Below are 12,258 nucleotides of genomic sequence, written 5' to 3' on the forward strand. Positions count from 1 at the left end.
GCGGTTAGGCAGCGGCGTTGTAGTTAGTACCCTGTTCTAGGCTCAATAGGCCCAAGGAAAAAGTTTTAAGCGTGCTTATTTAAGCAGTAGATTGATCCGTTACGGCAGCTTGGCATCACCTGCGGGATCGTCAGTTTCACTGTGACGCTCTTTATGCGGCACTATGCCTTGCTCATAAGCCATAATGTGCGCCACTTTCGGGCCCGTCCATAACACCGGCAGCAAGAGTAACGACACGGGAGCGGCTGTGATCACAATAAAGGATTGCAGCGCGTTAATGCCCCCTTCGCCCATGCGCAGTAACACGGCGGCTACCAAGCCCATGGTCAGCGCCCAAAAAATACGGTCGCGGGTGCGCGGCGTGTGGCGACCACTAATGGCCATAGCAATGGCGTAGGCCATAGAGTCACCGGTCGTGGCCACGAAGACCACGGTGAGCACTAAGAAAGCAGGCACCATAAACTCGGCGAACGGCAGTTGTTGGGTAATGCCCAATAAGGCAGCGGGTAACCCCCCTGCGGTGAGCGGCTCAGAAATCAAACCCGGTATTGATTCTTCATAGAAGATGCCGGCGCCACCTAAGGCGGCAAACCAGAAGTTAGTCACTAACGGCGCCATAATCGCCACCGCTACTACCAGCTCGCGCAGGGTACGGCCACGAGAAATACGGGCAATAAACAGTGCCATCATAGGGCCGTAACCAATAAACCAACCCCAGAAGAACAGCGTCCACCAACCCATCCATTCGTTATCGTGGCGAGTCAGTGCCATTGGCATAAAGTCTTGTAGATATAGGCCCATGGCATTCAGGAAGGAGTCGATAATAAAACCGCCCGGGCCAAACACTAGAATGATGGCCAGCAACACGATCGCCAATACTACGTTAGCGCTGGATAACCACTGAATGCCTTTTTCGATACCGGTAGAGGCGGAAATGGTATAGATCAATACCAAGCCGCCCAGAATAGCTAGCTGCAAGGTATAGTTATTTTCCCAACCTAGCAGTGCTTCAAAACTAAAGCCAAGCTGAGTGGCTAAAAAGCCAATCGGTCCGATAGTACCGGCGGCCACCGCAATAATAGACACCACGTCGGCCACCGTACCCAACCAGTGGGTCTCTATTTTTTTACCAAAAATAGGATACAGCAGGGTGCGCGGACGCATCGCCAAGCCTCGGTCGTAGTGCGCATGCACCACCACTAATGCGGATAACGTGCCCAATGCGGCCCAGGCCAGAAAGCCCCAGTGCATAAAGCTTTGCGCAAGTCCGGCAGAGATAGCAGAAATGCCAGCAGGCGCCTCTTCAAATACCGGCGGGGTACTTAAATAGTGATACATGGGCTCGGCTGCGGACCAAAACACACCACCGCCCGCCAGCAAGGTACACATAATCACGGCTAGCCAACGAAAGGTGGAGCTATCAGGGGTAACGTGGCCACCTAAGCGGATATCGCCGTAGCGCGTAAAGCCCAGCACTAGGGCAATCACTAAGTTTGCCAGCATCCAGACTTGCCACAGCGGGCCAAAAAAACCTATCACCCAAGAAAAACTGACGTTTATCCACTGGGTCATCTGTTCTAAGTCAATCAGGGCGAGTATTACGAAAAGCAGGAGGAAGCCGCCGCTAAGGCTAGCCACGAGACGTTTATCATTCGTTCGGGGTTCTGAAGATTTCATCAGTTCACTTTATACAATGCATGAACGCACCAAGTGTACATAATTAGCACTAAAATGTGAACTTAAAGGGTTTTTTAGCCGTAAATAGCGTGGACTCAGCAAAAGCTGCCGAGAAGCGCGGCCGTGGCTTCTGCTAAGATAGCCGTATCTTTGTTGCTAAGGCAGGACAGTCATTTATGCTTCGCCCTCGAATAGCGCCCCATCAGTTAGTGCACCAACATCAGCCGCTGGATGATAACGAGCTGGGCGTTATGTGTTGGAATACGCAAAAGCTGACCTTGAGTCCGGAGTTTCAGCTGTGTTTAACACAACTGTTAGCGCAATTTCCTACCCGCTTATTATTACTGCAAGAGGCTAAGCTGGCGCTCAGTCAACGCCTGCAATTAGACGGCTGGTCGTATGCGGTTTCGCCCAACATTCAAACGCCAACCCACTTATTTGGTGTGCTCACCGCCGGCCAATGCGCCTTCGACGACATTACCACCGTGCTCAGCCACGGCCGCGAACTGACGTTTGCCACCCACAAGAGCCAAGTGATTACCCATCACTCGTTAAAAAGCGGTGATACCTTATTAGTGGCTAACATTCATGCCATTAACTTTGTGCGCCACGGCCAATTTCACCATGAAATTGCCGTATTGCGCCAAGTGCTGCTGCAACATAAAGGGCCATTAATTGTGGCGGGAGACTTTAACGTTTGGAGCCGCTCGCGACGTTTGTATTTGGCACAGTTTTGTCGCGCCATGGGCTTAAAAAGAGCGGTCATGGAAGATGCAAAATACATTAAAACCTATCGTAAACAGCCTTTGGATTTTATTTTTTATCGGGATTTAAAACTGCGCTCGGCCATCGCCATCAACACGCCCACCGTCTCAGATCACAACCCCATCTATGCGCAGTTTACGCGCTAGCCCTGCGGACCGTTCTTACGCTATACGCCGTAAGCCATGCGTCAACAAATCTGTTATGCCGGTGCTGGGTCGTGGCCCAGTATGACGGGCCCGGTATCTGCTTTACAATCTTAAGGGCGAGGTCCTGACGTGCGTCAGGAAGACGGCTTTAAACCCAGTGCTGCGGCGCGGTTTTCCGCCTCACACCTAACGCTTCACTCTTCACATGTATTTATCTCTGCCACCTGCTTGGCCAGTTTCACTAACTCCTCGCCATTGGCTAGGCCATCAATAAAGCGCTGCGGTATCCCCGATAAGCCCACTTGTGCGCCGACTAACGCGCCGGTGAGCATGGCGCGGGCCATATTGTGGCCGCCGCCATTAATGGCGTGTAATACCGCTGACTCAAAATCATCGCTAAAGCGTGCCGCTAAATAATAGGCTGCCGGCACTAGCTGATAAATAGAGCAGGCCATGCCATAAGCTTCTGATACCCGCCAAGCGGGCTCGATGCGCGTCTCTGAGCTCGCTGCCAAATTAGCCATGAAAGCTGGCGTAAGCAGGGCATCGGCACAACTTAAGTTAGTTTCTGACAAATCGTCCAAATCGAGCTCTTGGTCAGCGTGGGTAGCAGACGGTAAACAAAAGGGCAGCTCACCTTGATCCACTTGTGCCAGTAATTTATCGCTAAGGGCTGCATCTAACGCGTGACCTTCAATAAGTAAGCCCAGCAACCCGTTAAACGCCAAGGTATGCGCTAATACCATCTCATCATCTTGCGTTAGTCGGGTGTTAGCGCAGACGGCCGCGTTTAATAACTTAGGCCGGCCCGCATAACAGACGGCAATCCCTAAGGTGCGCTCTAGTGCTTCTGTGTTGTCGGCCGTGCCTGCACATTTTTCCCAAGGTAATTGCAGTTGCACACGCTTATGCCAAGTTTCGCGTATCGACTGGCTGGTATAACCGCCTGGGCCTTGTTTGGCGCTGCTATCAAGCTTGGTAAAATCTAGCTGCGTAAACAAGTCTTGCTCTAAGCGTTGGCAAAAATCAGCTTGTTTGTAACCTTGGTGAGCAATCAGCGAGACTAGGGTTAAGCGTAAAATAACCCCTGATTGCGACGGTTCACCGGCCTTCAAGCCTTCGTGATAATGGCCCAGCTTAGGCGTGGTGTAATCATCAATCCAGTCGCCATATTTACGGCGCAGCTCGGCTAAGTCGTAATACCAATGCGGGCCCACGCCTAAAGCATCGCCAATAAAGGCACCCATAATGGCACCGGCTGCTCGGTCAGTTTGTGTCGTAGGCGATGCGTGATAGTTAGGCATATGTGGCTCCTTACTTAGGGAATAGCGAAAGTTTAATTATTATATTGCTCAGCTTATAACGCCATTAATATGACTAAGCTGACCAGCATAATCACAGCGATAAATAATAATAAACGGCGAGCCTACTTTAACTTCTTGAATTACTGCGTTTTTATGTTACAAACAATGACCAATCAGGGTCAAGCGAAACCGTTTCCTGGTGTGACGGCGCGGTGATAGCTGAGCGTGCTAGCCGAGTAGTTCGGCTGTTTTTAAAAAAAACGACTGCTATTAACAATATGGCACTGGTGTGAGAGTCGTATTCACTTGGACTCCGTTGTCGAATAAACTCGTTATTTGCATTTAAGTCTTATTTTCGCACCGAACGTTCAGGATAAAGGGACTTATACTGTTGATTGTCCATTTTGTGGAACACTCTGCTTTGTTGCTCGCCTTATGCTGGCTGATGACGCTGAATTCTCGTTACTGGGAGCACCATGATAATGCTGCAAAGCTTGTCAGTGGTGTGCTGCTCGGTATCGCCTGTGTGGTGGGCATGAGCATCGCCATTGAGCTGGAGGCGGGCTGGGTATTTGATGCGCGCAGCGTAATCTTAAGCATTGCCGCTTTTGTGGGTGGCCCCTTAGTGGCAGGTATTGCCGGGGTGATTGCCGCTGGCTATCGCATTTGGTTGGGTGGTGCTGGCATGAGTGGCGGCCTGATCGTGATCGCTTTTTCTGTGTTGCTAGGCTTAGTTTATCGCCATTTACAACAGCGCGATAAAGTCGGCAAAGGCATAGTTTCACTGTTTTGTTTTGGCTTAGTCGTACACACAGCCCTGTTATTGCACTTTGCTTTGCTGCCCATTCCCAATCGGTCCTCCATTGCGTTAGAAATGGGCCTGCCCATGTTGCTGGTAATGCCGCTGGCCACCGTATGCCTCGGTTGGATGCTCGAGAATATTAAACGCCGTATTCAAGATGAACGAGAACTGCGCATTGCCGCGACGGCATTTGAAGTTCGCCAAGGCTTGTTAGTCGCAGATGCGCACAATCGTATTCTTAGAATTAATCAGACGTTTACAGACATCACTGGCTATCAGATAGCTGAAGTCGTGGGCAGAGAAGCCAGCCTGTTGAGATCTGGGCGCCATGAAGCGTCTTTCTATCAAGCCATGTGGCAGCAGCTAGTGGAAGCAGGGCGTTGGCAAGGGGAGATCTGGAGCCGACGTAAAAATGGTGATGTTTATCCGGGATGGCTGTCGATAAGCGCAGTACGCAGCCCTCAAGGTCAGATCACCCATTATGTGTCCTCAATGGAAGATCTTAGTGAGCGTAAGGCCTCGGAAGAGCGTATTCGAGACTTGGCTTTTTTTGATGCATTAACCGGTTTACCTAACCGTAGTTTGCTGCTGGAGCGCATTCAGCGTGTGATGGATACGGCAAGTCGCAGCGGGCGCTATGGGGCGGTACTGTTTCTTGATTTAAACAGTTTCAAAAGCATTAACGACCTGCATGGCCATCACACCGGTGATCAGCTTTTGTGTCAGGTCGCCACTCGTTTGAGTGAGGCTATGTATACCAGTGATACGGTGGCCCGTTTGGGTGCCGATGAATTTGTGATCGTGATTGAAAACCTCAGTACCGATCATCAGCACGCTGCCGACCGAGCCGAACAATATGCAAGGCGCATCCATCACCTACTGAGCAAGCCTTATACCATTGGGTTACTGGAGTTACGCCGAGGCGCGAGCTTGGGTATTACCTTATTTAAAGACGGCGCTTATTCGGTGGATGAGCTTATCCAGCATGCGGAGCTGGCGATGCAGCAGAGCAAATCCTCGTTTGAGGAGCGGATACGCTTTTTTGACCCCGCGATGCAGGAGGCGGTGAGCACGCGCTTGTTGCTTGAAGAAGATATTCGCCGAGGTTTGCAGGCCGAAGAATTTATTCCGCATTTTCAGCCCCAGCTCAATGACCGCGGCCAAGCGACGGGTGCCGAAGTGCTGGCCCGTTGGGCGCATCCTCAGCGTGGTGTGTTGGCGCCCGGTGTCTTTAGTGAGGTGGCAGAGCAGGCGGGGTTGATTGAGCAGATTGACTTGCAGATGCTACGGCAAGCTTGCCAACAACTGGCTGTGTGGCAGCGAGAGCCGGATACAGCTGCACTCACCTTGGCTGTTAATCTCAGTGCTCGGTTACTGTATCAACCTAATTTTGTGGCAACCTTGCTTGAGTTTCTAACGCAATCGGGGGCAGATCCGCATCGGCTGAAACTCGAGCTGACTGAAACTATGTTACTCGATGATATGTCGGCGGCCATTGCTCGTATGCACGAGCTTAGAGAGCATGGCATCCGTTTTTCGATTGATGATTTTGGTACCGGTTATTCATCATTATCTTACTTACAGAAGCTGCCGCTGGATCAGTTAAAAATTGACCAATCTTTTGTGCGCGAGCTGCCAGAAAACAGCAGTAGCTTAGCGATTATCAAGGCCATTTGTGCACTGGCCGACAGCTTGCAGCTAGAAGTGATTGCCGAAGGTGTAGAAACCGAACAGCAATATCATCAGTTATTGGACTTAGACTGTCGGCACTTTCAGGGCTATTTATTTGGCCGCCCCATGCCATTGGCTGAATTTTCGCACTGGTTAAGTGCTAATCAAACGACCAGCCGGCTTAGCTTGCCTCTTTAAGTGAGAAGAATGCCTCACGCTCAGGCATTTTTAGCGGCAATCCACTGCGACATATACTTGGTGCTCATCATGCTGTGATGACGCAGCATACTGCCGGTAAAGTTGGCTAAGCGGTGCGCATCAAGTTGGCCTGCGATCTCCGTAATACGGTTAATTAACTGCTCGCCTAATTGCTCACCATCATAGCGTTGTTTTAAGAGTGCTGTGCCTTGCCGCTGCGCTTGCTGCCAGCGCACTTCATCTTGATACAAAGCCACGGCCGCATCTGCAAACGCTTGTGCGCCTTCTGCATCCATGCCAACTTCTACAATGGCGCCCGGCCATGTCAGCTCACCGTGCATGCCCTCACTGCCAATGGTGGTGGTGATACTTGGCGTTTGCATAATCATGGCGTCCAATAACTTACCCTTAATACCGGCACCAAAGCGCAAGGGTGCTAAGCAAACCCGTGCTTGCTCCATCACTACAAATGCATCATCTGCCCAGCCTTTAATTAAAAAGCCTGTTTTAGGATTATGTAAGGCGGTGGCTTTGGGCGGCGGGTAAGAGCCGTAAATGTGCAGCTCGGCCTCTGGCAATTGCTGGCGGATCAGCGGCCAAATTTGCTGTAAATAGAGCACCGCATCCCAGTTGGGAGCGTGGCGAAAGTTGCCTATGGTCATGAAATGCTGGCGCTCATTAAAGCCCAGCGTTTGTGTTGGCAATTGGGCTAAATCCACCATAAAAGGCAGATGTTGCAGTAAGTGGGCATCGACCTTGAAGGTGTCTTGCAGCAGCTGCATTTCAAAATCTGAGATAATCAGCGACAGATCGCAGCGTAAAATGGCGGCAATTTCACGCTTGGCAATATCGCTAAATAAGTCGGCAGTGGTCATCTCGCGATTAGCTTTATGGGCCTGATGGCGGGCATGGCGTAAGCACTGTAAGTCTTCGGTATCGAGAATACGTAGCGCATTAGGGCAGTGTTTTTCTACTCGCCAGCCAAATTGTTCTTCCATCATAAAGCGGTCAAACATGACGATATCAGGTGCGTACTGGGCGATATAAGAGTCAAAACTGTCGCAATTGAGCACTATGCTTTGGCTGCTAATACCCTCAGCTGCCAGATCTATCATATGCTCGGTGCGCTGCGCTGGCGTAGCAAACTCCACCTGCCAGCCTTGTTGCTTATAAAGCTGCAGTATCGACAGCATATGGCTGCCCGCCGCCGACGAGTTAGGCTCTGGCCACACATAGCCAATCACCAATACTTTTTTCATTGCTTGCCTTCTTTATTTAGCTGAATTCAAAAGATAAAAAACCTATTTTTGCCACGGAAGAACACGGAATCCACGGAAAAATAGTGATCAGATCTGGAAGGGACCTTAATGGTAAAAGCTAATCAGCGGCGCCGGTTCACATATTGCACGGATGTAGGGATTTTTTAAGCCCTGCAATCCGTCATCGCCGGATCTGCTGCACATTCTACCTCGGACAATGCGTGGGTTTGGGTGTTATCTCTTAAGCCGTAAGCGATAAGCCAAAGCCCGACGCTATTTGTTCTTGGCGTATGGCGGACAGCTTAAAGCGTCCCGCGCTCGGTTCTGCCGTAACTATCACTAAAGCGCACTATGTCGTCTTCCCCTAAATAAGCGCCCGACTGCACTTCTATTAGCTCTAAGGGCAGCTTGCCCGGGTTTTCTAGCGCATGCAGCTGACCCACGGGAATATACACCGACTGATTTTCACTGACCAACCGTACCTCATCGCCCAGAGTGACGCGGGCCGTGCCACTCACCACTACCCAATGCTCGGCTCGGTGATGATGTAATTGCAGTGACAAACGTGCGCCCGGATTCACGGTAATGCGCTTTACCTGATAGCGATCGCCACTGTCTATGGCATCAAACTTACCCCAAGGGCGATGGCATTCGCGATGCATAATGTGCTCGGTTCGGCCAGCTGCCGCCAGCCGTGCCACTAGTTGTTTAACCTCTTGCTCACGATCTTTATGAGCTACCAACACAGCGTCTTTGGTTTCTATAATCACCAAATCCTGCACGCCTAACGCCGCCACTAAGCGATGCTCGGCCATGACCAAGCTGTTACTGATCTGCTCGGTTAACACATCGCCGCGCAAGGTATTACCTTGTGCATCAGGAGTGAGTTGCTCAGCCAAAGCCGACCAAGAGCCCACATCGCTCCAACCGGCGGCCAGGGCCACCATGGCTGCCTCTGAGGTGTGCTCCATCACGCCGTAATCGACAGAAATATCAGGGCTGGCGGCAAATGAGCTGACATCTAGGCGGATAAAATCCAAGTCGCGCTCACTCTTGGCCAGCGCCGCCCGACATGCGGCCAGTACCTCTGGCTGCCAGCGGGCTAATTCGCTCAGATAACGGCTGGCTTGCATCATAAATATACCGCTATTCCAGTCATAGTTACCGTCCGCCACATAGCCATCGGCGGTGGCTTGGTCTGGTTTTTCCACAAACTGCTCCACCACAAACCCAGCAGTGTTGGCAATGGGCGCCCCGCGACGCAGATACCCATAACCGGTTTCGGCGTGGGTAGGTGTAATGCCAAAGGTGACCAGTTTACCTGCTTGAGCCAAGGGCAATGCCGCCTTGATTGCCGCTTGAAAGGCGGGCACATCAGAGATGGCATGATCGGCGGGCAGCGCCAGTATGATGGCATCTGTGTCAGTCACCGTAGGGCTAGCGCCAGTTTCACTCAGCATAGCGACAGCGGTTTGCTCGGCATATAAGGCGGCTACGGCCAGCGCGGGTGCGGTATTGCGTCCCATAGGTTCGAGCATAATTTGCGCCGCTGTGAGCGACTGCGGATGAGCTTGAGCCAGTTGGCGCAACTGCTCGGCGGCTAAAAAACGGTGATCTTCATGGCAAATGACCAAGGGCAGCTGCGTGGCTAACCCCTGTAAGCGCAGCAGTGTGGCTTGCAACAAAGACCAGTCTGTATCCAGCAGCGTTAAAAACTGCTTGGGATGTTGCTGGCGCGACAGGGGCCACAGGCGGGAGCCATGGCCGCCCGCCATGATAATCGGAAATAACATACAGACTCTTTTGCTGATAAATGGAAATTGCGCTGTAGCCGCCACTTTTGCTCACTTGTAGCCGGTCGTCTCTTTAGTAAAGAGGACTTCGCCGGTTCTGCGTAGTAAAATGGGTTTGCACTTAAACACAGACCGAGCCGAATAAATTGGCTCCTACAAAATAATCGTCTCTTGTAGCCGCCAATTTATTCGGCGGGACAGCGTAGCTGGCGATTTTTAGAGAACAAACCGTGCCGAATACTCTTTGCTTAAAATAGGGGTATCTACAAGGTCAAGAAAGCCTAATCCGTTGACGTATAGCCTACGGCTGACCGCTAGTACTCATCACTTCCTCTGCCGTTAAATGACGCCATTCGCCTACTGGTACATCTAAGCGCAGCTGATCAATTTGTTCACGATGCAGGCTCACTACTTTATTACCCACGGCGGCAAACATACGTTTCACTTGATGAAAGCGGCCCTCAACAATGGTGAGCAGCACCTCGGTGGGTGTCACCGACTCTAATTGAGCCGGCAAGGTGAGCTTAGCTTCACCTTGTAAGCGAATACCTTGGTTAAACAGCTGAGCGGTGTCTGGGGTCAGTGAGTCTCTGAGTGTCACCCGATACACCTTATTACAGCCGCTATCTGGATGTGTAATGTGATAAGACCAGCGCCCGTCGTCTGTGAGCAGCACCAAGCCGGTGGTATCCGCATCCAGACGGCCGACGATATGCAGATCATCGGCTCGGTCGATATCCAGCCGATGAAACAGCGACGGATAGACACCATCCACGTTCGAGCACAGGGTGCCGGCTGGCTTGTGCATCATGAGGTAACGGGAGGGCCGGGCGACCAGCCGCCGTCCGGCCAGAGTAATCAGGTTGTTTTCATGTACCTGGGTCGCCTCATTGGTCACTATTTCACCGTTGACGATAATCTCGCCGGCATGGATGACGCGTCTGGCCTCGGTTCGGCTCAGCTCGGTACTCTTGCAGATGAATTTATCGAGGCGCATGGCAAACCCGGCTGGTGGCAAAGAACGCCATTATCGCACAGCTGCACACCCGGGGTCAGTCAGAGAACTCGGCGCTGGTCTTGGCGCCGACATTCAGATTAACGACTTTTCCATGGACAGGTGCGGGATCCCGGCATCCATAAACTCGTCACCATAGGGGGTGAAGCCCAGCTTGGCATAGAAGTCGACGGCGTGGGTTTGCGCGCCCAGATATACCCGCGGATAACTCAGGCGAGTGGCCTCGGCGATCAGCGCCTGTACCACTTTGGCACCCAGCCCCAAGCCCCGATAGTGGCGCAAAATAGCGATGCGACCAATATGGCCATCGTCCAACATGCGGCCCGTGCCTACATATTGGCCGTCCACCACCGCCAGCACTTGCATGGCAGAGGCATCCAGACCGTCGAACTCCAGCTCGGGTAACACCCCCTGTTCTTGTATGAATACCGCCTCGCGAATAGCGCGAATGTGTGGCTGATGTTCGGTGTCGAAGGGGGCTATGGTGACGGTCATGAGGGCTCCAGGTGCAAGGGGAAAGGCGTATTTTACACCGAATGCGGCCAAGTGGCAGAGGTTTGCCTCGGATCCAGCTGCAAGGCCAGCTCTCTGGCCAGCCGAAGCAAGTCGTCGGCGTCGGTCAACAGACCCTAATCATTGCCATTTGATATTATCTATTCTTATATAACCATCTCCGGTCATTTTCCAATCGTTAGTTCCGCCGCCTGGGAATACAGAGATATGAGCCGTGTCGATTTTACTTTCGTTATTTTTAAATCTAATGTCTCTTTTTTCAAACATAAGAACATTGTCGATAAAAATCTTTAAAATTCCATCTTTTTTATTTCCGTTATTCAGCTTCACCCAATATCTGATATTAAAGGTTTCCTTGCTATTTAGGTATCCTATGGTCGCTCCAAAAGTATCTCCGTACTTACCTGGCTGATCCATATGGTATACATAAGGAATTAACCGTCCCCCCTCTCTCCACATGATTCGTATACTAAATCCGTCACCCTTCCATGCGGGGTGGCCTGCGGTATAGCCCTTGCCACCACTCAAGCCTGGAATTTTCCCACCCTTGCTCCATGGAAATCTAGAATCAAATCTAATATCAAAAGAAAAGCTGTAGTTGCTTTTTTTTACAATGGAAGATTTTATGATTCCCCCGCCCTGTGAGCTGCCGAGAGAGCCTTTAGGTAAATAAAATCTTAATCCTTTCTGCTTGTCTATTCTTAATCGATTGCCACCTTGCAGGACTTTATAATTGCCAAAATCTTTTTCTACTTGTTTTTGTCCATAAATGGTCCAGGCAGGCCAGCTATTAAATGATATCAATTTGGAGCTGTACACTTTCGCATTAGCTGGGTTGCTCAATAAAAGCAAAAAAACAACAAACATTGTGTGAAGTAAGCATTGGATTTTATTCATGAACATCACCCGCTCTCTTGCTCCATTCGGTATCCACGGCTTGCGCTCCACCCCAGAAGATGCTCCCCGTGGGATCACCCCGAACAGACTTTTGCCATCGTGACGCTCTTTCATTACCGTGCTCCTCACCTTGTGCTTACTAGGTTCAGTTTAGGCATTAAATGAGGCTGAGGGGCATGGGGAATCAGGTATCACGTTGAGCTTTTATTCGACAGAGC

9 protein-coding genes are annotated in these 12,258 nt (G+C 51.1%); 2 read left to right on the top strand and 7 right to left on the bottom strand.

Going from position 1 to position 12,258, the window contains the following annotated elements; all coding sequences use genetic code 11:
- Positions 1-99 precede the first annotated feature (99 nt).
- Complete coding sequence (locus R0134_RS00670; RefSeq protein ID WP_319783015.1) at positions 100-1,677, bottom strand: BCCT family transporter; 1,578 nt, start codon at positions 1,675-1,677, stop codon at positions 100-102.
- A 176-nt stretch (positions 1,678-1,853) separates the two neighbouring features.
- On the opposite strand from R0134_RS00670, the gene R0134_RS00675 reads away from it, so the two are divergent.
- Positions 1,854-2,588, top strand: coding sequence for an endonuclease/exonuclease/phosphatase family protein (locus tag R0134_RS00675; RefSeq protein ID WP_319783016.1), 735 nt, complete (start codon positions 1,854-1,856; stop codon positions 2,586-2,588).
- A gap of 194 nt (positions 2,589-2,782) precedes the next feature.
- Here the strand turns inward: R0134_RS00675 and R0134_RS00680 are convergent, their stop codons facing one another.
- Positions 2,783-3,892 carry an ADP-ribosylglycohydrolase family protein gene (locus R0134_RS00680; RefSeq protein WP_319783017.1) on the bottom strand — a complete coding sequence of 370 codons (1,110 nt, stop codon included), beginning with the start codon at positions 3,890-3,892 and terminating at the stop codon, positions 2,783-2,785.
- A gap of 391 nt (positions 3,893-4,283) precedes the next feature.
- Between R0134_RS00680 and R0134_RS00685 the strand changes: the two genes are divergently transcribed.
- Positions 4,284-6,563 (top strand): putative bifunctional diguanylate cyclase/phosphodiesterase, encoded by a 2,280-nt coding sequence (locus tag R0134_RS00685; protein ID WP_319783018.1) that lies wholly within the window; start codon positions 4,284-4,286, stop codon positions 6,561-6,563.
- Positions 6,564-6,583: 20 nt separating this feature from the next.
- Here the strand turns inward: R0134_RS00685 and R0134_RS00690 are convergent, their stop codons facing one another.
- From R0134_RS00690 to R0134_RS00710, 5 genes are all read right to left on the bottom strand, one after another.
- Positions 6,584-7,822: a glycosyltransferase gene (locus R0134_RS00690; RefSeq protein ID WP_319783019.1), complete on the bottom strand. Its 1,239-nt coding sequence runs from the start codon at positions 7,820-7,822 to the stop codon at positions 6,584-6,586.
- 302 nt (positions 7,823-8,124) lie between these two features.
- Positions 8,125-9,615 (bottom strand): mannose-1-phosphate guanylyltransferase/mannose-6-phosphate isomerase, encoded by a 1,491-nt coding sequence (locus R0134_RS00695; protein ID WP_319783020.1) that lies wholly within the window; start codon positions 9,613-9,615, stop codon positions 8,125-8,127.
- 301 nt (positions 9,616-9,916) lie between these two features.
- A complete protein-coding gene (locus R0134_RS00700) occupies positions 9,917-10,612 on the bottom strand; it encodes a pseudouridine synthase (protein ID WP_319783021.1) in 696 nt (231 codons plus the stop codon).
- Positions 10,613-10,705: 93 nt separating this feature from the next.
- The gene (locus tag R0134_RS00705) at positions 10,706-11,125 is read right to left on the bottom strand and encodes a GNAT family N-acetyltransferase (protein ID WP_319783022.1); all 420 of its coding nucleotides are present in this window, start codon (positions 11,123-11,125) and stop codon (positions 10,706-10,708) included.
- 138 nt (positions 11,126-11,263) lie between these two features.
- Positions 11,264-12,154: a polysaccharide lyase gene (locus tag R0134_RS00710; RefSeq protein WP_319783023.1), complete on the bottom strand. Its 891-nt coding sequence runs from the start codon at positions 12,152-12,154 to the stop codon at positions 11,264-11,266.
- Between the last annotated feature and the right edge of the window lie 104 nt (positions 12,155-12,258).

It is taken from the genome of Oceanisphaera sp. IT1-181, assembly GCF_033807535.1.
GTDB lineage: Bacteria > Pseudomonadota > Gammaproteobacteria > Enterobacterales > Aeromonadaceae > Oceanimonas.

Bases quoted from the DNA above. Each gene is read 5' to 3' on its own strand.
- R0134_RS00670 (WP_319783015.1), bottom strand. From the start codon at position 1,677: ATGAAATCTTCAGAACCCCGAACGAATGATAAACGTCTCGTGGCTAGC.
- R0134_RS00675 (WP_319783016.1), top strand. From the start codon at position 1,854: ATGCTTCGCCCTCGAATAGCGCCCCATCAGTTAGTGCACCAACATCAG.
- R0134_RS00680 (WP_319783017.1), bottom strand. From the start codon at position 3,892: ATGCCTAACTATCACGCATCGCCTACGACACAAACTGACCGAGCAGCC.
- R0134_RS00690 (WP_319783019.1), bottom strand. From the start codon at position 7,822: ATGAAAAAAGTATTGGTGATTGGCTATGTGTGGCCAGAGCCTAACTCG.
- R0134_RS00695 (WP_319783020.1), bottom strand. From the start codon at position 9,615: ATGTTATTTCCGATTATCATGGCGGGCGGCCATGGCTCCCGCCTGTGG.
- R0134_RS00700 (WP_319783021.1), bottom strand. From the start codon at position 10,612: ATGCGCCTCGATAAATTCATCTGCAAGAGTACCGAGCTGAGCCGAACC.
- R0134_RS00705 (WP_319783022.1), bottom strand. From the start codon at position 11,125: ATGACCGTCACCATAGCCCCCTTCGACACCGAACATCAGCCACACATT.
- R0134_RS00710 (WP_319783023.1), bottom strand. From the start codon at position 12,154: ATGAAAGAGCGTCACGATGGCAAAAGTCTGTTCGGGGTGATCCCACGG.